Genomic DNA, 21,807 nt, shown 5'->3' with positions numbered 1-21,807 from the left:
TGGCAAGGAACCGCATGACTCGCTGGGAGTACTTCACCACGCCGCTGATGATCCACAACACCACCGCGATCCTCAACAACTACGGGGACGAGGGCTGGGAGCTGGTCCAGATCGTCACCGGGCCTGAGGGCGGTCTCGTCGCCTACCTGAAGCGCCCCAAGGCCGACGCATGAGCGTCTCCGACCGGCTCGCCGAACTCGGCCTGACGATCCCCGCCGTCGCCGCGCCCGTCGCTGCCTACGTGCCCGCCGTCGTGACGGGCCAGTACGTCTACACGGCGGGCCAGCTGCCGTTCGTCGATGGCGCTCTGCCCGTGACCGGCAAGGTCGGCACCGACGTCGACGCCGAGACCGCCGCCGCCCAGGCTCGCGTGGCCGCGCTGAACGCCCTGGCCGCCGTGCAGTCGGTCGCCGGTTCGCTCGACCGCGTGGCCCGTGTCGTCAAGGTCACGGTCTTCGTCGCGTCGGACACGTCGTTCACCGGCCAGCCCGGTGTCGCGAACGGCGCGTCGACCCTGGTCGGCGAGGTCTTCGGCGACGCCGGCGTCCACGCGCGGAGCGCGGTGGGCGTCGCGGTGCTCCCGCTGGACGCGCCGGTCGAGGTCGAGCTGGTGGTGGAGCTCACCGCCTGACGGCAGCGACCGACGGAACGAACGTGAGCAGGGCCTCCAGTCCGAGACGGACAGGAGGCCCTGCTGTTGTTGCCGGGACTACATGAGTTCCGCGATGGTCGCCATGATCGTCGGGTCGGCCAGCGTGGTCGTGTCACCGATGCGGCGGCCCTCGGCCGCGTCGCGGAGCAGCCGCCGCATGATCTTGCCGGAGCGCGTCTTCGGCAGCTCGGGCACGATGACGACCTGGCGCGGCTTCGCGATCGCGCCGATCCGCTTGCCGACCCAGTTGCGGAGCTCCGCGGAGGCGGTCTCGCGGTCGACGTCTGCGGCGGCCTCGGCCGTCAGGATGACGAAGGCGACGACTGCCTGCCCGGTGGTCTCGTCGGCGGCACCGACCACGGCGGCCTCGGCGACGCCCTCGTGGCCGACCAGGGCGGACTCGATCTCGGCGGTCGACAGGCGGTGCCCGGAGACGTTCATGACGTCGTCGACGCGCCCCTGCACCCAGATGTCGCCCTCGCCGTCGAGCCGCGCGCCGTCGCCCGCGAAGTAGCGGCCGGGGAACCGCGACCAGTAGGTCTCGACGAACCGGTCGGGGTCGTTCCAGATCCCGCGGGCCATCGACGGCCACGGCTCGGTGATGGTGAGGTAGCCGCTCTCGCCGGGATCGGCGCGGTTGCCGTCGTCGTCGACGATCTCGGCGACGATGCCCGGCAGTGGGGTCTGCGCGGCGCCGGGCTTCAGCTTCGTGACGCCGGGCAGCGCGGAGATCATGATCGCGCCGGTCTCGGTCTGCCACCACGTGTCGACGATGGGCGTGCGGTCGTGGCCGATGACCTGGCGGTACCACTGCCACGCCTCGGGGTTGATCGGTTCGCCGACGCTGCCGAGCAGGCGGAGGGTCTCGAGGCTGCGGGCCTCGGGGATCTCGCGGCCGGCCTTCATCGCCGCGCGGACCGCCGTGGGCGCGGTGTAGAGGACGGTGACGCCGTACGCGTCGACGAGGTCCCACCAGCGGCCGGGCTTCGGCTCGTCGGGGGTGCCCTCGTAGAGCACCTGGGTGACGCCGTTGGCGAGCGGGCCGTAGACGACGTAGGAGTGGCCGGTGATCCAGCCGATGTCGGCGGTGCACCAGTAGACGTCCTTCTCCGGGTGCATGTCGAAGACGTTCTTGTGCGTGTAGGCCGCCTGGGTCAGGTATCCGCCGGACGTGTGCACGATGCCCTTCGGCTTCCCGGTCGTGCCCGACGTGTACAGGATGAACAGCGGCGTCTCGGCGGGGAACGCCTGCGCCTCGTGGGTCGGCGCGGCCTTCGTGAGCTCGTCGTGCCACCAGAGGTCGCGGTCGTTCCACGCGACGTCGTTGCCACCGCGCTTGACGACCAGGACGTGCTCGACCGTGTCGGTGCCCTCGCCGGTCAGCGCCTCGTCGACGGCGGGCTTGAGCGGTGAGACGGCACCCCGCCGCCACCCGCCGTCCGCGGTGACGACGAGCTTCGCACCGGCGTCCTCGATGCGGGCGCGGAGGCTCTCCGCGCTGAAACCTCCGAAGACGACCGAGTGGACGGCACCGATGCGGGCGACGGCGAGCATCGTGACGACGGCCTCGGGGATGAGCGGCAGGTACACGACCACCCGGTCGCCCTGGCCCACGCCGAGGTCGGTGAGCATGTTCGCGGCGCGCTGCACCTCGGCGGTCAGCTCGGCGTAGGTGATCCGGCGCGTGTCGCCGGGAGCGCCCTCGAAGTGGATCGCGACCCGGTCGCCGTTGCCGGCGCGGACGTGCCGGTCGAGGCAGTTCTCGGCGACGTTGAGGGTGCCGTCAGCGAACCACTTCGCGAACGGGGCGCCCGACCAGTCCAGGGTCTGCGTGAACGGGGTGCGCCAGTCGAGCAGTGAGCGGGACTGCTCGGCCCAGAACGCCTCGCGGTCGGCTGCTGCCGCGTGGTGGAGGTCCTCGCCGGCGACGGCGTCGGCCACGAACTCGGGCGGCGGCGCGAAGGTCGCTCCGTCGTCGCCTCGGGGGTCGGTCTGGGTCGGAGTGGACATCGATGTCCTTTCGCGTCGTTGCGGCCTCTGGTGGCATCCGTCGTGGATTCCTGCGTGCATCCGTCGCCGGTGCCTGCGTGCATCCGGAGACTACCCCTCGGCAGGGTCGGGGCGCGGCACGCCCGGAGGTCGTGTCCGGGGTTGCCCCGGACGGCCGATCATGGGGTACAGTAGTTCTCGCTGGACTCGTTTCCGGCGGCATCGAATCGGATTCCCCCCAATCCCTCGATGTCAAGGCGGCACCTGTTCCCCCCAACCGGTGCCGCCTCTTCTGTTTCCCGGGGTCCGGCTCGAGTGATGGCGGCTCGTCGGGCTCGGCCATGTGCCCCGATCCCCGCAGGGACGCCGGTTGCGTGGACAGACCGGTCCATGCTCGTGCATGCATTCTGCATGTACCTGCGTAGCACTTGCTACGCCCAGTCCTGCTGTGGGGAGCGGGGGCGGCGGGTGGCGCGAGCGGCTTCGGTGTCGCATCATCGACCGGGGTACGGCTTTCCGTATCGGGGTACAAACCGGTCCGTTGGTCCGGTACTCCGACGTTGTCCACAGATGTGGGGACCGTCCGATCGGTGCGGTTGCCGACTGCCTACCGTCGGCGGCATGCCCCTGCACCGTGCTCCTCCCTCGCTCTCGTCCCGCCCGTCGTCACGGTCGTCCGTGCCGTCGCGACCCCGTGCACCGTCTGCACCGTTCCTGCCCGGGTCCGCGCCGCCGGCTCGTCGCCGGGCCGCCGTGGTCGTCGAGTTCGAGGAACTGGCCGCCCTGGTGGCGGACGCTGCCGTGACGGACGTCCTGGTGCTCGGTGGCGTGGGGACGTGGGTCGACCGCGGGACCGGCCTCGAAGCCGTCCAGCCCCGGCTGACCGAGGCACGTGCCCGCGAGCTCGCGACCCGGCTCGTCGCGCTCGGCGGCCGCCACGTCGACGAGACCACCCCGTGCGCGGACGTCCGGCACGGCGACGGCGTCCGGGTCCACGTCGTCCTGGCCCCGGTGTCCGTCGGCGGAACCGCCGTGTCGATCCGACTGCCGCAGGTCCAGTGGCCCTCCCTCGCCGCCCTCGAGCACGGCGGGACCTTCGCGTTCGTCCCACGTTCGATCGTCGAGGACGCCGTCGCCACCCGCCGGAACGTCCTGGTCACCGGGTCGACCGGCAGCGGCAAGACCACCCTGCTCGCGGCGATGCTCGGGAACGTCCCCGTCGACGAGCGCATCGTGACCGTCGAGGACGTCGCCGAGCTCCGGATCGCCCACCCGCACGTCGTCGCGCTCGAAGCACGGCAGGCGAACGCCGAGGGGGTCGGCGCGCTCGGTCTCGACCGCCTCGTGCGAGAGGCGCTGCGGATGCGGCCCGACCGCATCGTGGTCGGGGAGTGCCGCGGCGCCGAGGTCCGCGAACTCCTCTCCGCCCTGAACACCGGGCACGACGGGGGAGCCGGCACGGTGCACGCCAACGGCATCGCCGACGTGGCCGCTCGCCTCGAAGCACTCGGCGCACTCGCCGGCCTCGGTGCCGAGGCGCTCGCCCGGCAGGCCGTGAGCGCCTTCGACCTGGTCCTGCACGTGGAGCGACGAGCCGGACAGCGGCGGCTCGGTGGCGTGGGCACCGTGCGCATCGGCCCGGACGGGAGGCTCGAGGTGCGCCCGGTGGACGGGCTGCGGTGAGACGACCCACACCCGACGGCCCGGCGCGGGTGGCCGGGGTGCTCGACCGGGTGGCGACGCTGGTCGCGGCGGGGGTCCCGCCGCGGCGAGCCTGGCGGCTCGTCGGCGGGCTGCCCGGGGCCGGGGGACCCGCCCAGCAGGACATCGCCGTCGTCCTCCGCGTGGCGGACCGGACGGGAGCGCCCGTCGCGGAGACCCTCCGCGGGCTCGCCGGCGCGCTCCGGCGCGCCGCAGCATCGGATCGGGCGATCCGGGTCGCCCTGGCGGGCCCGCGGACGAGCGCCCGGGTCGTGCTCGCGCTGCCGCTCTTCGGGTTGGGGCTCGGTGCGGCCTGGGGTGCTGGCGCCGTCGAGGTCCTGGTCGGTTCACCGGCCGGTTGGGCGTGCTCGTGCGCCGCGGCGGTCCTCGTCCTCGCCGGACGGCGGTGGACGGCACGTCTGGTCCGTTCCGCGACGCCCGACGGCCGCGTCCCCGGGGTGCTCCTCGACGCCTGGGCCGTGGCGGTCGCCGGAGGCGGGTCGTGGACCACCGCCGGGCGGGCGGTCGCCGCAGCGTCCGCGGGAGCCGTCCCGCCTGCCGGCGACCTGGACCGACTGCGGGAGGTCCTCGACCTCGCCCGGCGGGCCGGGGTCCCCGCGGCGGGGCTGCTCCGCCGCGCCGCCGAGGACGTCCGCGACGAGGCCGCTGCCGACGGGCTCGTGGCGGCGGAACGACTGGCCGTCCGACTGGTGCTGCCGCTCGGGGTCTGCGTCCTGCCGGCGTTCGTGCTCGTCGGGGTGGTGCCCGTGGTGGTGGGGGTCCTCTCCTCCACGGTGGGCGGGCCAGGGTGACCTCTCCACAGATGCCACCGGGACGTCTTCGTCGCCACCGGAACCCGGACAGGCTGATCCCACCGAACAGAAAGGACGGACTCCATGAACACCACGTCGTTCCCCGCCCGCCGCACCCGTCGCGCCATCCGCCGTCGTCGCCCGCGTTCCTTCGTCACCCGGTGGCGGTCCCGACTGCGGGACGACCGGGGATCGGCGACCGCCGAGTACGCGGTCGTCATCCTCGCCGCCGTGGCCTTCGCCGGTGTGCTCGTCGCGGTCATGCGGTCCGGCGAGGTCCAGACCATCCTCACCGACCTCGTCCGTGGCGCGCTCTCGCTGTGAGCGCGGCTCGGTGACGGTCGAGTTCGCGGTGGCGCTCCCCGTGGTGGCGCTCGTGCTGTCCGCCCTCGTCGCGGCGGTGCTCGTCGTCGACGCGCAGGGCCGGCTGCAACTCGCCGCCGCGACCGCCGCTCGGGCGATCGGGCGCGACGACGAGGGCCGGGGTCGGTCCGCCGCCGAGCGGATCGTCCCGGGGGTCTCGGTCGTCGTCCGAGCCGACGGTGACCTGGTGTGCGTCGACGCCACGCGCGGCGGGACCGGTCCCTTCGCGGCGCTGCCACTGACCGCGACGGGGTGCGCCGTGACCCGTGGGGGCTGACGTGTCGCGCCACAGCGACCAACGGGGCTCGGTGACCGTGCTGCTCGTGGCGGTCCTCGGCGTGGGGTTCCTCGTCGGGTCGGCGGCGCTCGCCGCAGCCGGCCACCGCACGCAGGCCCTCCGCGCCCAGGGCGCCGCCGACGCGGCCGCCGTGGGCACCGCGGCGGCCGCCACCGGGCTGGTACCGGGGGAGCCCTGCGCGGTCGCCACCCGGATCGCCACGGCGAACGGGGCCACCCTCGACGCCTGCGAGCTCGTCGCCACCACGGCCCGCGTCCGCGTGGTCGTGGGCACCGGTCCGTTCGTCGTCGACGCACTCGCGGTGGCCGGTCCGGCAGGCGACCCGCCCGAACACTATGTGTATGGTGTGCCTGTCGGCCCGCGGTCACCGATGTCCCGGTCGACCCGGACACGCTCGTGGACAGGGCCGATCAGCACCATCGATCAAGGAGACACGTGCCAGGCACGAAGAAGCTCGTGATCGTCGAGAGCCCTGCGAAGGCGAAGACGATCGCGCAATACCTCGGTGACGGATACGAAGTCCAGGCCTCGGTCGGACACATCCGCGACCTCGTCGAGCCGAAGAACCTGCCGGCCGAGCTCAAGAAGGGCTCCCTCGGCAAGTTCTCGGTGGACGTCGACAACGGCTTCGAGCCGTACTACGTCGTGTCCGACGCCAAGAAGAAGACCGTCTCCGAGCTGAAGCGCGCCCTGAAGGACGCCGACGAGCTCTACCTCGCAACAGATGAAGACCGCGAGGGTGAAGCGATCGCGTGGCACCTGCTGCAGGTCCTGAAGCCGAAGGTCCCCGTCAAGCGGATGGTCTTCCACGAGATCACGAAGGAGGCCATCCAGCGCGCGCAGGAAGCTACCCGTGAGCTCGACACCGCCCTCGTCGACGCGCAGGAGACCCGCCGCATCCTCGACCGTCTGTACGGGTACGAGGTCTCCCCGGTCCTGTGGCGCAAGGTCGCCCCGGGGCTGTCCGCCGGCCGCGTGCAGTCCGCCGCCACCCGGCTCGTCGTCGACCGCGAGCGCGAGCGCCTGGCCTTCGTGTCCGCCAACTACTGGGACCTCTCCGCCCGGTTCGAGAAGGCCGGCGAGTCCTCCTTCTCGGCGCGACTCGCCCGGATCCACGGCACCCGCGTCGCCTCCGGCCGTGACTTCGACGACCGCGGCACGCTCAGCGGTGACGTCGTCCGGCTCGACCAGGCCGCTGCCGCGTCGCTGACGACGGTCCTCGAGCGCGCCGGTGACGCCACCGTCCGCAGCGTCGACTCGAAGCCGTACACGCGACGTCCGGCCGCGCCGTTCACCACGTCGACGCTCCAGCAGGAAGCCGCGCGCAAGCTCCGTCTGTCCCCGCGACAGACCGCTCGCGCTGCGCAGACCCTGTACGAGAACGGCTACATCACCTACATCCGTACCGACTCGGTCTCGCTCTCGAAGCAGGCCATCGACGCGGCCCGCAAGCAGGCAGCGGACCTGTACGGCTCGGCCACCGTGCCCGACAAGCCCCGCGTGTACGCGAGCAAGAGCAAGAACGCGCAAGAGGCGCACGAGGCGATCCGGCCCGCTGGCGACTCCTTCCGCACCCCGCAGGACCTGCAGGGCACCCTCACCGGTGTCGAGTGGCGCCTCTACGACCTCATCTGGAAGCGCACCATCGCGTCCCAGATGGCGGACGCGAAGGGTTCGACCGCGTCGATCGTGCTCGGCATCTCCTCCACCGAGCCGGTCGAGGGCATCGCCTCGACCGCGAACGGCACCGACGCCGAGTTCACCGCGTCCGGCACCGTCATCACGTTCCGCGGCTTCCTCAGCGCGTACGAAGAAGGCCGCGACGAGGACCGCCACGAGTCCTCCGAGCGTGCGGGCCAGGACGTCGCCCTGCCCAACGTCGCCCAGGGCGAGCACCTCGCGGTCACCGACGTCGAGGCGAAGGGGCACGACACCACCCCGCCGCCGCGTTTCACCGAGGCGAGCCTCATCAAGACGCTGGAAGAGCTGGGGATCGGGCGTCCGTCGACCTACCCCACGATCAGCCCGACGATCATCGACCGCGGCTACGTCTCGCTCCGCGGCACGCAGCTGGTGCCGAACTGGATCGCGTTCAGCGTGGTTCGCCTGCTCGAGGAGTACTTCGGCGAGCTCGTGGAGTACGACTTCACCGCCGAGATGGAAGAAGACCTCGACCGCATCGCCCGCGGCGACGCTGACCGGGTGGACTGGCTCAAGGGCTTCTACTTCGGTGGCGGTGACGACGACCAGCGCGGCCTGCGGACGGTCATCGACAACCTCGGTGAGATCGACGCCCGCGAGATCAACTCGGTCGAGCTGGCTCCGGGCCTCACGCTCCGGATCGGTCGGTACGGCCCCTACATCGAGGTGCCGAGCGACGACCCCGAGAAGCCGCGCCGCGTCAACGTGCCCGAGGACCTCGCTCCCGACGAACTGACCGTCGAGAAGGCGAAGGAGCTCGTCGACGCTCCGGTGATCGGCGACCGCGTCGTCGGGGTCAACCCGGAGACCGGGAAGGAAGTCCTGGCGAAGGACGGCCGCTTCGGCCCCTACGTCACCGAGCGCACCCCGGAGCCCGAACCCACCGTGGACCCGAAGACCGGCGAGGTCGTCGAAGCGCCCGCAGCGGCAGAGGCCCCCGCGGCCGACGCGGCTGCTGCGACCGCGACGAGCGAGACGTCGTCGGCGACCGCGAAGAAGGCCTCCCCGAAGAAGGCGCCCGCGAAGAAGACGACGAAGAAGGCCGCGGCGCCGAAGGAACGCACCGCCTCGCTCTTCAAGTCGATGGACCCGCAGACCGTCGACCTCGAGACCGCGCTGAAGCTCCTCGACCTGCCCCGTGTCGTCGGCCAGGACCCGGAGACGGGCAACGACATCACGGCGCAGAACGGGCGGTACGGGCCGTACCTGAAGAAGGGGACCGACACCCGGACCCTGCCCGGTGAGGACGCGATCTTCGACATCGACCTGCCCGGCGCACTCGAGCTGTTCGCGCAGCCGAAGTACGGCGGCAACCGCACCGCGAGCGCCGCGCTCAAGGAGTTCGACGCCGATCCGGTGTCCGGCAAGCCGATCAAGATGAAGGACGGCCGGTTCGGCCCGTACGTCACCGACGGCGAGACGAACGCGACCATCCCGAAGGGCGAGGACGTCGAGGCGGTCGACCACGCGCGCGCCGTCCAGCTCATCGCCGACAAGCGCGCCAAGGGGCCGGTCAAGAAGAAGACCCCGGCTCGTCGGACGGCGGCCAAGAAGAAGTGACCGGTCGCTTCATCACGCTCGAGGGCGGCGACGGCGCGGGCAAGACGACCCAGGCTGAGCTGCTCTCGGCGTGGCTCGGTGCGCACGGTCGGACGGTCGTGCGGACCCGCGAACCCGGCGGCACCGACCTCGGCGTCCGGATCCGCGAGATGGTCCTGCACGAGCGGGGCCACGTCGCGCCGCGGGCCGAGGCGCTGCTGTACGCGGCCGACCGTGCCCAGCACGTCGAGACGGTCGTCCGTCCGGCGATCGCACGTGGCGAGGTCGTCCTGCAGGACCGCTACATCGACTCGTCCGTCGCCTACCAGGGCGTCGCGCGCGGGCTCGGCGCTGAGCAGGTCCGCTCCGTCTCGGAGTGGGCAGCGGACGGTCTGGCACCGGACCTCACGATCCTGCTCGACCTCGACGTCACCATCGGACGCGCCCGGGTGGCCGCGGCGCGGGGGGACACCTTCGACCGCCTCGAGTCCGAGGCTGCGGCGTTCCACGAGTCCGTCCGGCAGGCCTTCCGCGAGATGGCCGAGGCCGAGCCGGCGCGCTTCCTGGTGGTCGACGCCTCGGCCCCGACCGACGCCGTGCAACGCGCCGTCCGTGCGGCGGTCGCCCCGCTCGTCGCGATCGACGCGGCATGACGGTGGTCACTGACAGGATGATCCCGTGAGCGTGTGGGACGGGCTGACCGGGCAGGAAGAAGCGGTCGCGTCGCTGCGCAACGCGGCCGAGTCGACCGACGGCACCGGCGGCATGACCCACTCGTGGCTCATCACGGGCCCGCCCGGGTCGGGGCGGTCGAACGTGGCGACGGCCTTCGCCGCGGCGCTCGTGGGCAACGGCCCCGACGACGACCACACCCTGCGGCAGATCACCGCGAAGACCCACCCCGACGTGTCGGTGCTCACGACCCAGCGTGTCATCATCACGATCGACGAGATCCGGCAGCTCGTCACCTCGTCGTACTACTCGCCGTCGGTGGGGCGCTACCGCGTCGTCATCATCGAGGACGCCGACCGCATGACCGAGCGCACCTCGAACCTGCTGCTCAAGGCGCTCGAGGAACCACCGGAGCGCACGGTCTGGATCCTCTGCGCCCCGAGTGAAGCCGACCTGTTGCCGACGATCCGGTCGCGCGTCCGCTCGGTCCGCCTGCGCGTGCCCGGCATCGAGTCCGTCGCCGACCTGCTCGTCGCCCGGACCGGTGTCGACCGCGCCATCGCGATGGACGCCGCCCGGCAGGCACAGAGCCACATCGGCATGGCGCAACGCCTCGCCACCAGCGAACCGGCCCGTGATCGTCGCCGCCGCACCCTGATGACCGTGCTCGGTGTGCGGAGCGTGGGTGATGCCGTCATGGCGGCGGCCGAACTCCTCGCGGTCGCCGACGAAGACGCCAAGTCCATCACCGAGCAGCGCGACTCCGAAGAACGCGACGCCGCCCTGCGCTCGCTCGGGGTCGAACCCGGTGGGACGATCCCGCCGGCGCTCCGTTCGCAGCTCCGTGCCCTGGAGGACGACCAGAAACGCCGGGCGACCCGTAGCCTGCGCGACGGACTCGACCGGATCCTGGTGGACGTCTCGTCGCTGTACCGCGACCTGCTCCTGCTCGGTCTCGGCGCCCCGGCCGGACCGGTCAACCTGGCCATGCGAGACCAGCTCGAGCAGGCGCTGCCGACGACCCCGCCCGCTGCCGCGCTCGAGGTGCTGGACGCCGTGGCCCTGGCACGCCAGCGCATCGCCGCGAACGTAGCGGCGCTCCTGGCGCTCGAAGCGCTGCTCGTCACCATCGCCCGCGCTCGCCGCTGACGCCAGGCGTGCGACAATCACGGCATGCCCGACGCTGAACCCGGCCTGCGCGAACGGAAGCGCCGCGCCACCCGGCGCGCCATCCAGCAGGCTGCGCTCCGGATCGCCATCGAGGACGGGCTCGGCGCGGTCACGGTGGACGAGATCTCCCGCCGCGCCGACGTCTCGCCCCGGACGTTCTTCAACTACTTCCCGAGCAAGGAGCAGGCGATCCTCGGGGACGACCCGCAGCTGCCGGACGACGCCGCGTTGCAGGCGTTCGTCGACGGCGGTCCGAGCGGCGACCTGCTCGCGGACATCGGCGCGCTGCTCGTGCACTCCACGCGCGAACTCATCGAGGAGCGTGGGCTCATCGAGGAGCGGCAGCAGGTCCTCCGCGCGAACCCGGAGCTGTTCAGCCGTCGGATGGCGTCGATGAAGGAGTTCCAGGCGGAGTTGCAGACGGCGGTCACCCGCCGGCTCGAACAGGCCGACCCGGAGCTCGCCGCGGACGCCGAGGCGCTCCGTCGTCGGGCGGGTCTCGCGGCCATCGTCGCCCTCGCCGCCCTGCGTCACGCATGGTGGGAGTGGTCGGGTTCCGAAGCAGGGACACACCTCGTCGACGAGCTCGAACGGTCGTTCTCCGAGCTCGGCGCGCTGGTTTCGCGTTCACTCGTCTGACCCTGTATAGTCATTGCTCGTGCCACTCCGGACATGGAGTGTGCGCCGCCTTAGCTCAGTCGGTAGAGCGATTCACTCGTAATGAATAGGTCGTCGGTTCGATTCCGACAGGCGGCTCCGTGAGCGCCCCGGTCAGGCCCACTCGAAGTGGCTCTGACCGGGGTTTTCGTATTCCGGACGAAAGCCGTGTCCCTCGGCCGAGGGACAGACGCCGGGCCTCTGCGCGGGCTAGCCTTGTCCGCGATACGGGGGACACCATGACCGACCACCAGCCCAGCGCTCCACCGGCGGCGACGCCGTGCTGAAGCGTGTCCTGGTCGTCGTCCTGGTCGCCGCCACCGCCGGTGCGCTCGCGGTGACCGCGGCAGCCGTGCCCGAGTCCCGCGCGACCTCCGCGTCGACCTCGTCGCCGGGCGCGCGCTCGTCCGCGACCCCGACGGCGTCCCCGACCGGCCCGGCGTACCTGGCGGACCGTGAGCCGACCTTCTCCGAGGACTTCGACACCCCTGCCGCGGCCGGTGGTCCCTTCGCCCAGACGTACCGGAACTCGTGGCAGCCCTACCCCGACGGCACCGGCGGCAAGTACTACTCGGACAAGCTCATCAGCGCCCACGACGGCTACCTGGACGTCGCGATGGACGGTGAGCACGGCGCTGCCGGCACGTTCGGCACGCCCACCGGTGCCTGGTCACACGTCGGCGGCACCTTCAGCATCCGTGCCCGGGCCACCGGCGGGGACGGCAACGGGATCGCCGTGATGCTCTGGCCGACGTCGAACGCCTGGGCCGATGGCGAGCTGAACTACCCGGAGGGGCAGTTCGAAGGCTCACCGCGGGTCTTCCACCACTCGATGCTCGAAGGACTCGAACGCCGCACCGAGCACTACAACACGCGGGTGTCCTGGAACGACTGGCACACCTACACGACGGAGTGGGTGCCGGGGAAGATCATCCGGTACTACCTCGACGGCGAGCTCGTGTTCACGGTGCCGCGCAACGTGCCCACCACCCCGCACCGTTACATGTTCCAGATCGGCAACTGGGGAGACCCGGGGCACGTCCAGATCGACTGGGTCCGCACCTACGACACGAAGTGAACCAAACCCCCCGGACGGGGGCTCCGAATCAGTCCGGTCGTACGACCCGACACCCGTGTGCTCGCGTCGATGACCCGAACCTCGATGCGGGTGCGCGGGTGGGACCGTTCCCCGTTCTGGGGCTGCCCGGCGTCGTCGGCTCGGGCCACGATGGAAGAGAACCCGTTCCGTCGTCTCCGAGAGGTCGTCATGCTGCTGTCCCTGGTCTACATGAGCGCAGCGAACGAGGTGTTCGACCAGGATCGGCTCGATGCACTGCTCGAGCACGCACGGGTCCGCAACGCGGAGTCCGGCCTGTCCGGTCTGCTCGTCTACAAGGACGGCCGGTTCATGCAGCTGCTCGAGGGCCCCGAGGTGGCAGTGCTCCAGACGTACCAGCGCATCATCGACGATCCGCGGCACACCGACGTCGGCCTGCTGGTCGAGGAGCGCATCCACACCCCGCGCTTCGGCGAGTGGAAGATGGCGTTCCACCGCGAGCCCGATGCCGACCTGCCCGACGGGTTCGACTCGTTCCTCGCCGAGGGGGACACCAGCGCGGACACGAGTCGCGCCCGTGAGCTCCTGCGCTGGTTCCGGAACCACCCCATGGCATCCCCCGACGCTGCGCTGGGCAAGCACCGTCGCTGACGGCCCGAGGCAGTCCCCGCCACGGCCCACCCCGCGCTGGTAGACAGGAGCCATGACGGTTCGCTGGGGAGTCATCGGTACAGGCGGCATCGCACGGTCCTTCGTGGCTGACTGCGCTGCGGCCGGCATCGCGTTCACGGCCGTGGGCAGTCGGAGCCGAGAACACGCCGACGCCTTCGCGGCTGAGTTCGGGATCGAGCGGGCGCACGGTTCCTACGAGGACCTCGTCGCGGACGACGGGGTCGACGCGGTCTACGTCGCGACCCCGCACGTCCGGCACGCCGAGGACGCCCTCCTCGCGATCCGGGCGGGCAAGCACGTCCTGGTCGAGAAGGCCTTCACGATGACCGCCACCGAGGCCCGCACGGTCGTCGACGCCGCCCGACAGGCGGGCGTCGCGGTGATGGAGGCGATGTGGACCCGCTTCCTGCCGCAGACGGCGATGATCCGCCAGGTGGTCGCCGAGGGACGGATCGGTCGCCCGATGGTCGTCGAGGCGACCCACCACCAGGCCCTCCCGACGGATCCCGGCCACCGGTTGCGCGACCCGGCACTCGGTGGGGGAGCGATGCTCGACCTCGGGATCTACCCGGTGTCCTTCGCGGTGGACGTGCTCGGGGTGCCGACCGCGCTCGTCGCGGCGGGCACGTTGAGCGAGCAGGGCGTCGACGAGCAGATGGGCCTGGTCATGACCCACGCGGGCGGCGCGCAGTCGATGATCCACTTCGGGATGGACCTGCGCAGCCCGAACACGGCATCGATCATCGGCGAGACCGGCCGCATCGACCTCGACTCCACCTGGTACACGCCGACCACCTGGCGGATCCGCGATCGCGACGGAGCCGTCGTCGAGGAGTTCGACGGTCGCGAGGAACTCGCCGGCTACGAGCACGAGGCCCGCGCCTTCGAGACGATGATCACGTCGGGCCGCCACGACGGCGGCCCGATGGACCCGGACGAGACCGTCGCGATCATGGCGGTGCTCGACGAGGCGCGACGCCAGGTCGGGGTCCGGTACCCGGCCGACGGTCCGGTCACGGCTCCCTGATCCGGCTCCCGTCCGCCACGGATCCCGGATCCGGCCTGGAGGCTCCTGCCGCAGTTCCGTAGGATCGGTCGCGATGTCCGAGCAGCAGCCCACCCCGCGTTCCGTCCCGGAGCGGTTCCGCACCGCCGTCACTGCGGTGCGCGCCTCCGCCGCGCGACGCCCGGTCCCCTGGATCGCCGGTGGTCTCGCGGCGCTGCTCGTGGTCGGCTCCGGTGGGGCCGTCGCCGTCGCGGCGGCCACGACTGCGGACTCCTGGACCGCTGCGGCGCCGAGCCCGACCCGGACCGCGTCCTCGGCTCCGGACCGGACGACCACCACGAAGCGCCCGACCACGAAGCCGTCCCCCGCCCCGACCCCCGACGCCCGCGCGGTGCCGGACGACCTCGCCGGTCCGTCCGCGCTCCGGACCTGCTCGATCGCGACGGCTGCGTCGGCGAGCGGCCTCGGCGACTTCGAGGGGTACGTGATGGACGCGAAGACGGGCAAGGTCCTGTTCTCCAAGCACGGCGAGCGGGCCGCCCAGACCGGCAGCGTCATGAAGACCCTGACCTCGGCGACCGCGCTGTCGGTGCTCGGGGGCGACCACCGCATCCCGACGACCGTCGCACGGGAGTCCGCGAACACCGTCGCCCTTGTCGGACACGGCGACGCGACGCTGTCCGCCGGCGGTGGCACGGTGTACCCGGGCGCCCCGACCCTCGCCCAGCTCGCGCAGCAGGTGAAGGCGAAGGTCGGCGACACCCCGGTCACCACGATCGTCACCGACGACTCGTACTGGAGCGACGCCGACGCCTGGGACCCCACGTGGCCGGTGTCCGAGCGCACCATCGGGTACCAGCCGAAGGTCACGGCGCTGATGGTCGACGGTGACCGGGCGAACCCCGCCGCGGCGACCTCGCCGCGGTCGGAGGACCCGGTCGGACGAGCCGGCATCGCCTTCCGGACGGCGCTGGCGAACGCCGGCGTCGCCGGCGCCGCGTCCGCGCAGATCGTCAAGCGGGCGACCACGGGCACCGAGACGATCGCCACGGTGTCCTCGCAGCCGGTGTCGACGCTCATCGGGCAGATGATCCCGAACTCGGACAACACCCTGGCGGAGATGCTCGCCCGGGTGTCCTCCAAGGAGTCCGGATCGAACGGCTCGGCGGCGTCGCTGTCGTCCGTGTACCAGTCGGCGCTGCGGTCCTACGGCCTCGACCCGGCCGGCATCGTGATCAAGGACGGCTCGGGCGAGAGCGCCTCGAACGCCGTGTCGCCGGAGTTCGTCGCGCACCTGATGGTGCAGGTCGCCTCCGGCGCGAAGGGCCTCGGCACGCTCGCGAACGCCCTGCCGGTGTCCGGCCAGTCCGGCACCCTCGCCAGCCGGTTCACCGGCGCGAACGCGGTCGCCCGTGGCAAGGTGCACGCGAAGACGGGCTGGATCGACAGCGCGAACACCCTCGGCGGCTACATCGACGCCGCCGACGGGTCCCGGTTGACCTTCGCCTTCTACGCCATCGGTTCGCCGCGTGCGGCGGCACTGCCGGCACTCGACGCGGTGACCGCCGCGACCTACTCGTGCGGGAGCAAGCTCACCGGCTCCTGAGCCGACGGGTGTTGGTTGGGCCCATGGCAAGAGCACTGCTCGTCGTGGACGTCCAGAACGACTTCACCGAAGGCGGTGCGCTCGCGGTCACCGGGGGAGCGGCGCTCGCGAAGCGCATCACCGCGTTCCTCGGTCGGCACGGTGACGAGTACGACCTCATCGTGGCGTCCCGCGACTGGCACCACGGGGACGACGACAACGGTGGACACTTCGCCGGACCCGGCGGACCCGACTTCGTCGACACGTGGCCGGTGCACTGCGTCGCCGGGACGCCCGGCGCCGACTACCACCCCGATCTCGACACCGCCCTGATCGACGTCGACGTCCTCAAGGGCCAGGGCACGCCGGACTACTCGGCGTTCCAGGCCGTGACCGACGCGGGCGTCCCGCTGGCCGACGTGCTCGCCGAGCGCCGCGTGCACACGATCGACGTCGTCGGCATCGCGACCGACCACTGCGTCCGAGCCTCGGCACTCGACGCGCGTGCCGCTGGACTCGACGTCGCCGTGTACGAGGACCTGGTGGCCGGGGTCGACGCCGAGCGCAGCGCCCGGGCGCTCGACGAGATCCGGGTGGCCGGCGGGCACGTCGACCGCAGCGACATGGACGAGGGCCTCGCGAACCCAGGAGGAGCACGACTGTGACCGACACCACCACGAACGAAACCACCACCACAACCACCGTCGCCGACGAGCACGTCCGCGTCGAGGGCGTCCCCACCGGACTCTTCATCGGCGGCACGTGGCGCGCCTCGTCGAGCGGGTCCACGTTCGCCGTGCACGACCCGTCGACCGGCGCCGTCCTGGCCGAGGTCGCCGACGCCACCCCCGAGGACGGCATCGCCGCCCTCGACGCCGCGGCCGCCGCGCAGGAGTCCTGGGCCGCCACCGCCCCGCGCACGCGCTCCGACATCCTGCGTCGGGCCTTCGACCTGGTGCACGAGCACGCCGAGGACCTGGCGGCCCTGATGTCGCTCGAGATGGGCAAGCCCCTGGCCGAGGCCCGCGGCGAGGTCACGTACGGCGGCGAGTTCCTGCGCTGGTTCTCGGAAGAAGCGGTCCGCATCACCGGCGACTACCGCACGAACCCCGAGGGCACCGGCCGGGCGATCGTGCTGAAGCGTCCGGTCGGCCCCGTGTACGCGATCACGCCGTGGAACTTCCCGCTCGCGATGGCGACCCGGAAGATCGGTCCGGCCCTCGCTGCCGGGTGCACGGTCGTCGCGAAGCCGGCGGACCTCACCCCGCTGACGACCCTGTTCCTGGTCGAGCTGTTCCGCCGTGCCGGGCTGCCGGACGGCGTGCTCAACGTGATCCCCTCGACCGACGCCAAGGGGCTGTCCGAGCCGATCATCGCCGACCCGCGCCTGCGCAAGCTGACGTTCACGGGCTCGACTCCGGTCGGCTCGGCACTGCTCAAGCAGGCGGCGGACAACGTGCTGAAGACGAGCATGGAACTCGGCGGCAACGCCCCGCTGCTCGTGTTCGACGACGCCGACCTCGACAAGGCCGTGGATGCCGCGATGCTCGCCAAGTTCCGGAACACGGGCGAGGCCTGCACCGCCGCGAACCGGTTCTTCGTGCAGGACGGCATCGCCGACGCGTTCGTCGCAGCCCTCACTGCGAAGGTGGACGCCCTGCGCGTCGGCCGGGGCACCGAGGACGGCACGACGCTCGGACCGCTCATCGACGACCGCGCCGTGGACAAGGCGGCCGGACTCGTCGACGACGCCCTCGGCCGGGGCGCGCGGCTCGTCACCGGTGGCCACCGGATCGACCGCCCGGGCACGTTCTACGAGGCGACGGTCATCGACGACGTGCAGCCCGGGTCGGAGATCATGACGACGGAGATCTTCGGGCCGGTCGCCTCGGTCACGCGCTTCGCCACCGAGGACGAGGGCATCCGGCTCGCGAACGACACCGAGTACGGTCTCGTCGCCTACGCCTTCACGACCGACTTCCGGCGCGGCCAGCGGCTCGCCGAGCGCCTGGAGACGGGCATGCTCGGTCTGAACACAGGGGTGGTGTCGAACGCGGCGTTCCCGTTCGGCGGTGTGAAGTCCTCCGGCCTCGGCCGCGAGGGCTCGCACGAGGGCATCGAGGAGTACCTCGAGACCGTCTACGTGCTGACGCCGGACCCGTTCGCCGCCTGATCCGACGGGGACGGCCGCGGTGCCCGCGGCCGTCCCCGAACTCACACGAGCAGCTGGTGCTTCGCCAGGTCGCGGTAGAGCGGAGTCGACTCGACGAGCTCGGAGTGCGTGCCGCTGCCGACCACTCGACCGTGCTCGAGCACGACGATCACGTCGGAGTCGACCACGGTCGACAGTCGGTGTGCGATCACGAGCAGGGTGCGGTCCTCGGCGACGGCGTCGATCGCGAGCCGCATCTTCTGCTCGTTGACGCCGTCGAGGGACGACGTCGACTCGTCGAGCAGCAGGATCGGGGGAGCGGCGAGCAGCGCGCGCGCGATGGCCAGGCGCTGCCGCTCCCCACCGGAGAGCATCACGCCGTCCTCACCGACCTGCGCGTCGAGACCGCGGGGGTCGCGGTGCAGGACCTCGCCGAGGTTGACCGCCTCGAGCACCCGGACGCAGTCGTCCTCGGTGGCGTCCGGTGACCCGAGCAGCAGGTTGGCGCGGATCGTGCCAGCGAGCACGGGCGCGTCCTGCTCGACGTAGCCGATCTGGGCACGCAGCTCGTCGCGGTCCATGCCGCGGACGTCGATGCCGCCCAGGCGGATGACCCCGTCGGTGGGGTCGTAGAACCGCTCGATCAGGGCCAGGGTCGTCGACTTGCCGGCACCGGACGGGCCCACGAGTGCGACGCGCGAGCCGCGGGGAACGCGGAACGAGACGTCGTGAAGCACCACGTCGTCAGCCGGGCGCTCGTCGTCGAAGTGATCCGGGCCTCCTGGGCGGTCTGCGGTGACGGATCCGACGGCGCCGTCGGCACCGGACGCATCCGCCGGAGCCTGGTAGCGGAACGAAACGTGTTCGAAGGCGATGGCATCGTCGGTGGCGACCGCCGGGGCGGGGTGCACGGAGTCGTCGGCCTGGGACTCGGTCGGCAGGTGCAGGATCTCCTCGATGCGACCGAGGGCACCGAGTGCCTGCGCGACGGCCACCACCGCGCCCATGGCCTGGCCGAGGGGCATGATCATCATGAACAACAGCAGGATGAACGTGATCAGCGTCGCGATGGTGATGGTGCCCGCTGCGACCTGTGCGCCGCCGACACCGAGGACGACGATGAACGCGACCTGCATGACGATGCTCGCGACGGGGACGACGAACGCGGACATCTTCGCGATGTCGAGGCCGCGCTCGTAGGCCTCTGTCGCGTGGCCGTCGACCTCGTGCACCTCTCGCTCGGTGGCGCCGGCCGCTCGGATGGTGCGGACCGCGCCGATCCCGCGTTCGACGGCCGCGGTGAGGTCGCCGACCTTCTCCTGCGCACGCTTCGACGCGACCCGGATGCGACGGCTCAGCCCACCGACGACGACGATGGCGACCAGGACGATGACGACCACGATGCCGAGCAGCAGCGGGTCGATGACCGCCATCGCGACGATGGCGCCGATGAACGTGAGGGCGCCTCCGATCGACTCGATCAGTCCCTGGGTCAGGACGGCACGCAGGAGCGTGGTGTCGCTGCCGACGCGGGACACCAGGTCACCGGTCCGGCGGGTGTCGAACTCCGAGATCGGCAGGTTGAGGATCCGGCCGATGAGCTTGCGGCGGGTGGAGAGCACGACGCCCTCGCCCGCACGCTGCAGCAGGAAGTGCTGCACACCGTTCAGCACACCGGCGACGATGACGAGCCCGACCAGCAGCCACACGAGCGTGCTGAGGGTGTCGCCCTGCTGCACCGCGGTGATGACCTGGTTGACCAGGAGCGGCTGCGCGAGCGAGGCTCCCGCCCCGAGGATGCTCAGCACGATGATCACGACCATCGCGGGCTTGTTCTCGAACAGGTAGGACAGCAGGCGACCGAACGTGGCGCGGGGGCCGTCGGAGGTCTTCGGGCGTGCGAAGGGGAAGCTCATCGTGTTCCTAGTTTCTGCCGTACTTCTTGTGCACTGCCTGTCGGCTGACACCGAGCAGCGTCGCGATCTCCTGCCACGAGGCGCCGGCGGTGCGGGCACGTCGCGCGGCGAGCTCTTCGGTCCGGTCGAGCTCACGGCGCAGTTCCCGCACGTTGGCGAGGGCGGAGAACGGGTCGTCCCCCGATGCTCCGGCCGCGAGGCTCGTGATGGTCGGTCGGTCCATGGGTGTCAACCTACATTGACGCACCGACATCCGTCAACCTGTGTTGACGCGTCTCGCCGCGCTGCATCGGGTGCGCCGACGCCGGCGTCTTCGTTCGACGCCGCCACGCGCGCGAGACGCCGCCGAATTCGGCGGCGTCTCGGCGGCCAGGCGGCGTCTTGCTGACACGACGGCGTGTTGCGCGGGGCGCGAGGCGCGAACACGGCGGACGGGAGGCCCGGTGCCAGCTGGCACCGGGCCTCCCGTCCCGCGGATGCGTCGCAGATCAGGCGTCGGCGATGTCCTTCGACTTCGTCTCGCGCACGAAGAGCAGCGCGACCAGCGTCACGACGGCGGCGATCGTCAGGTACAGGCCGACCAGGAAGATGTTGCCGTCCGGCTTCCAGAGTGCCAACGCGATCGTCGGGGCGAGCGACGCACCGAGGATCGACGCGACGTTGTACGCGATGGCCGAGCCGGTGTAGCGGACGTTCGTCGGGAAGAGCTCCGGCAGGAGCGCACCCATCGGCCCGAAGGTGAGCCCCATCAGCGAGAGCCCGACGATGAGGAACGTCACCACGGTGATCGGCCCGGTCGACGCGGCGAACCAGAACTGGAACGTCAGGCCGAACAGGGCGATGCCGATGGTGGTCGGGATGAGGGTCTTCCGGCGGCCGAACCTGTCGGCGAGCAGGCCCGCGATCGGCGTGAAGATCCCGAAGAACACGACGCCGATCATGAGCAGGGTCAGGAACTCGCCACGGGTGTAGCCGAGGCCGATCTTCGGGACGAGCGGGCTCGCCTCGGCACCGGTGGTGCCGTACGACAGGGTGAACGTCGTCATGAAGTAGAAGAGCACGTACGTGGCGACCATGCCGAAGGTGCCGACGATGACGGCCCTCCACGAGGTGCGGAACACCCGGCCGAGCGGCACCTTGGCGACCGTGCCGGACTCCTGCACGCCGCGGAACACCGGCGACTCGACGAGCTTGAAGCGCACGTAGAGGCCGATGATGACGAGCACGGCGGAGAGCAGGAACGGGATGCGCCAGCCCCAGGCCTGGAAGTCGGCGTTCGGGGTGCCGTCGGCACCGGCGGGCATCGCCGCGTTGATCGCGATGAACAGGCCGTTGGCGAGCAGGAAGCCGATCGGGGCACCGAGCTGCGGCATCGAGCCGAACACGCCGCGCTTGCCTGCCGGTGCGTTCTCGGTCGCGAGCAGGGCTGCACCGGACCACTCGCCGCCGAGCCCGACGCCCTGGGCGAAGCGCATCACGGCGAGCAGGATCGGGGCCCAGACGCCGATGGTGCCGAACGTCGGCAGGCAGCCGATCAGGAACGTGGCGGTGCCCATCACGAGCAGCGACGCGACGAGGGTGGTCTTGCGGCCGATCCGGTCACCGAAGTGGCCGAAGATGATCGACCCGACCGGCCGGGCGAAGAACGCCAGGGCGAAGGTGACGAACGACGAGAGCTGCGAGGCCGTCGGGTCCTCGTTCGGGAAGAACAGCGTCGGGAAGACGAGCACCGCGGCGGTCGCGTAGACGTAGAAGTCGTAGAACTCGATCGACGTGCCGACGAGGCTGGCGATGACGACGCGGGAGCGCGGGTTGCCGGCGGGTGCCGGAGCGGAGGTGGGGGTTGCGGGTGCCGGGGCGGCGGT

At 71.5% G+C, this 21,807-nt stretch carries 21 protein-coding genes and 1 tRNA gene; 18 read left to right on the top strand and 4 right to left on the bottom strand.

Features of this window, described 5'->3' with window-relative positions:
- The first annotated feature begins 14 nt into the window (after positions 1-14).
- Both DEJ17_RS08435 and DEJ17_RS08430 read left to right on the top strand, forming a co-directional pair.
- Positions 15-173 (top strand): DUF4177 domain-containing protein, encoded by a 159-nt coding sequence (locus tag DEJ17_RS08435; RefSeq protein WP_017888699.1) that lies wholly within the window; start codon positions 15-17, stop codon positions 171-173.
- A complete protein-coding gene (locus tag DEJ17_RS08430; RefSeq protein WP_110892985.1) occupies positions 170-631 on the top strand; it encodes a RidA family protein in 462 nt (153 codons plus the stop codon). The genes DEJ17_RS08435 and DEJ17_RS08430 overlap by 4 nt, the downstream gene beginning before the upstream one ends.
- Before the next feature lie 78 nt (positions 632-709).
- On the opposite strand, the gene acs is transcribed toward DEJ17_RS08430, so the two are convergent.
- Positions 710-2,662: an acetate--CoA ligase gene (acs, locus tag DEJ17_RS08425; protein WP_110892983.1), complete on the bottom strand. Its 1,953-nt coding sequence runs from the start codon at positions 2,660-2,662 to the stop codon at positions 710-712.
- 600 nt (positions 2,663-3,262) lie between these two features.
- Here acs and DEJ17_RS08420 point away from each other — a divergent pair.
- The 16 genes from DEJ17_RS08420 (at position 3,263) to DEJ17_RS08345 (ending at position 18,047) form a co-directional block, all read left to right on the top strand.
- Positions 3,263-4,324 carry a CpaF family protein gene (locus DEJ17_RS08420; RefSeq protein WP_375342566.1) on the top strand — a complete coding sequence of 354 codons (1,062 nt, stop codon included), beginning with the start codon at positions 3,263-3,265 and terminating at the stop codon, positions 4,322-4,324.
- Positions 4,321-5,154, top strand: a complete 834-nt coding sequence (locus DEJ17_RS08415; RefSeq protein ID WP_110892979.1) for a type II secretion system F family protein — start codon at positions 4,321-4,323, stop codon at positions 5,152-5,154. Before DEJ17_RS08420 ends, DEJ17_RS08415 begins: the two co-directional genes overlap by 4 nt.
- 84 nt (positions 5,155-5,238) lie before the next feature.
- Positions 5,239-5,478 (top strand): DUF4244 domain-containing protein, encoded by a 240-nt coding sequence (locus tag DEJ17_RS08410; protein ID WP_110892977.1) that lies wholly within the window; start codon positions 5,239-5,241, stop codon positions 5,476-5,478.
- Between the two features lie 10 nt (positions 5,479-5,488).
- Positions 5,489-5,794, top strand: coding sequence for a TadE family type IV pilus minor pilin (locus DEJ17_RS08405; protein ID WP_181421109.1), 306 nt, complete (start codon positions 5,489-5,491; stop codon positions 5,792-5,794).
- A gap of 31 nt (positions 5,795-5,825) precedes the next feature.
- Entirely contained in the window at positions 5,826-6,275 is a 450-nt protein-coding gene (locus DEJ17_RS08400; protein WP_181421108.1) for a hypothetical protein, read from the top strand.
- Positions 6,251-9,076 carry a type I DNA topoisomerase gene (gene topA, locus DEJ17_RS08395; RefSeq protein ID WP_110892973.1) on the top strand — a complete coding sequence of 942 codons (2,826 nt, stop codon included), beginning with the start codon at positions 6,251-6,253 and terminating at the stop codon, positions 9,074-9,076. The genes DEJ17_RS08400 and topA overlap by 25 nt, the downstream gene beginning before the upstream one ends.
- Complete coding sequence (gene tmk, locus DEJ17_RS08390) at positions 9,073-9,708, top strand: dTMP kinase (RefSeq protein WP_110892971.1); 636 nt, start codon at positions 9,073-9,075, stop codon at positions 9,706-9,708. The genes topA and tmk overlap by 4 nt, the downstream gene beginning before the upstream one ends.
- Positions 9,709-9,733: 25 nt before the next feature.
- A complete protein-coding gene (locus DEJ17_RS08385) occupies positions 9,734-10,876 on the top strand; it encodes a DNA polymerase III subunit delta' (RefSeq protein WP_110892969.1) in 1,143 nt (380 codons plus the stop codon).
- A 24-nt stretch (positions 10,877-10,900) separates the two neighbouring features.
- Positions 10,901-11,536, top strand: coding sequence for a TetR/AcrR family transcriptional regulator (locus DEJ17_RS08380; RefSeq protein ID WP_110892967.1), 636 nt, complete (start codon positions 10,901-10,903; stop codon positions 11,534-11,536).
- 44 nt (positions 11,537-11,580) lie between these two features.
- Positions 11,581-11,653: transfer RNA gene (locus DEJ17_RS08375), tRNA-Thr, on the top strand.
- Between the two features lie 181 nt (positions 11,654-11,834).
- Positions 11,835-12,632, top strand: a complete 798-nt coding sequence (locus DEJ17_RS08370) for a glycoside hydrolase family 16 protein (protein ID WP_110892965.1) — start codon at positions 11,835-11,837, stop codon at positions 12,630-12,632.
- 69 nt (positions 12,633-12,701) lie between these two features.
- Entirely contained in the window at positions 12,702-13,262 is a 561-nt protein-coding gene (locus DEJ17_RS08365) for a BLUF domain-containing protein (protein WP_258366728.1), read from the top strand.
- Between the two features lie 52 nt (positions 13,263-13,314).
- Positions 13,315-14,310, top strand: a complete 996-nt coding sequence (locus DEJ17_RS08360) for a Gfo/Idh/MocA family protein (protein ID WP_110892963.1) — start codon at positions 13,315-13,317, stop codon at positions 14,308-14,310.
- A 73-nt stretch (positions 14,311-14,383) separates the two neighbouring features.
- The gene (gene dacB / locus DEJ17_RS08355; protein WP_110892961.1) at positions 14,384-15,895 is read left to right on the top strand and encodes a D-alanyl-D-alanine carboxypeptidase/D-alanyl-D-alanine-endopeptidase; all 1,512 of its coding nucleotides are present in this window, start codon (positions 14,384-14,386) and stop codon (positions 15,893-15,895) included.
- A 23-nt stretch (positions 15,896-15,918) separates the two neighbouring features.
- Entirely contained in the window at positions 15,919-16,539 is a 621-nt protein-coding gene (locus tag DEJ17_RS08350; RefSeq protein WP_181421107.1) for an isochorismatase family protein, read from the top strand.
- Positions 16,536-18,047 (top strand): NAD-dependent succinate-semialdehyde dehydrogenase, encoded by a 1,512-nt coding sequence (locus tag DEJ17_RS08345; RefSeq protein WP_375342565.1) that lies wholly within the window; start codon positions 16,536-16,538, stop codon positions 18,045-18,047. Before DEJ17_RS08350 ends, DEJ17_RS08345 begins: the two co-directional genes overlap by 4 nt.
- 41 nt (positions 18,048-18,088) lie before the next feature.
- On the opposite strand, the gene DEJ17_RS08340 is transcribed toward DEJ17_RS08345, so the two are convergent.
- The 3 genes from DEJ17_RS08340 to DEJ17_RS08330 all read right to left on the bottom strand — a co-directional run.
- Complete coding sequence (locus tag DEJ17_RS08340) at positions 18,089-19,942, bottom strand: ABC transporter ATP-binding protein (protein ID WP_110892959.1); 1,854 nt, start codon at positions 19,940-19,942, stop codon at positions 18,089-18,091.
- 7 nt (positions 19,943-19,949) lie between these two features.
- Positions 19,950-20,165 (bottom strand): hypothetical protein, encoded by a 216-nt coding sequence (locus DEJ17_RS08335; RefSeq protein WP_027466417.1) that lies wholly within the window; start codon positions 20,163-20,165, stop codon positions 19,950-19,952.
- A gap of 265 nt (positions 20,166-20,430) precedes the next feature.
- On the bottom strand, positions 20,431-21,807 hold a 1,377-nt coding region (locus DEJ17_RS08330; RefSeq protein WP_258366727.1), incomplete at its 5' end, for an MFS transporter.

The organism is Curtobacterium sp. MCSS17_011 (assembly GCF_003224275.1).
In the GTDB taxonomy this organism is placed as follows: domain Bacteria; phylum Actinomycetota; class Actinomycetes; order Actinomycetales; family Microbacteriaceae; genus Curtobacterium.
This window is presented reverse-complemented; position numbering and strand designations above follow the sequence as displayed.

Excerpts from the sequence above, each read along its gene's own strand:
- DEJ17_RS08435 (WP_017888699.1), top strand. The coding sequence starts at position 15 with ATGACTCGCTGGGAGTACTTCACCACGCCGCTGATGATCCACAACACC.
- DEJ17_RS08430 (WP_110892985.1), top strand. The coding sequence starts at position 170 with ATGAGCGTCTCCGACCGGCTCGCCGAACTCGGCCTGACGATCCCCGCC.
- acs (WP_110892983.1), bottom strand. The coding sequence starts at position 2,662 with ATGTCCACTCCGACCCAGACCGACCCCCGAGGCGACGACGGAGCGACC.
- DEJ17_RS08420 (WP_375342566.1), top strand. The coding sequence starts at position 3,263 with ATGCCCCTGCACCGTGCTCCTCCCTCGCTCTCGTCCCGCCCGTCGTCA.
- DEJ17_RS08410 (WP_110892977.1), top strand. The coding sequence starts at position 5,239 with ATGAACACCACGTCGTTCCCCGCCCGCCGCACCCGTCGCGCCATCCGC.
- DEJ17_RS08380 (WP_110892967.1), top strand. The coding sequence starts at position 10,901 with ATGCCCGACGCTGAACCCGGCCTGCGCGAACGGAAGCGCCGCGCCACC.
- DEJ17_RS08365 (WP_258366728.1), top strand. The coding sequence starts at position 12,702 with ATGACCCGAACCTCGATGCGGGTGCGCGGGTGGGACCGTTCCCCGTTC.
- DEJ17_RS08360 (WP_110892963.1), top strand. The coding sequence starts at position 13,315 with ATGACGGTTCGCTGGGGAGTCATCGGTACAGGCGGCATCGCACGGTCC.
- dacB (WP_110892961.1), top strand. The coding sequence starts at position 14,384 with ATGTCCGAGCAGCAGCCCACCCCGCGTTCCGTCCCGGAGCGGTTCCGC.
- DEJ17_RS08350 (WP_181421107.1), top strand. The coding sequence starts at position 15,919 with ATGGCAAGAGCACTGCTCGTCGTGGACGTCCAGAACGACTTCACCGAA.
- DEJ17_RS08340 (WP_110892959.1), bottom strand. The coding sequence starts at position 19,942 with ATGAGCTTCCCCTTCGCACGCCCGAAGACCTCCGACGGCCCCCGCGCC.
- DEJ17_RS08335 (WP_027466417.1), bottom strand. The coding sequence starts at position 20,165 with ATGGACCGACCGACCATCACGAGCCTCGCGGCCGGAGCATCGGGGGAC.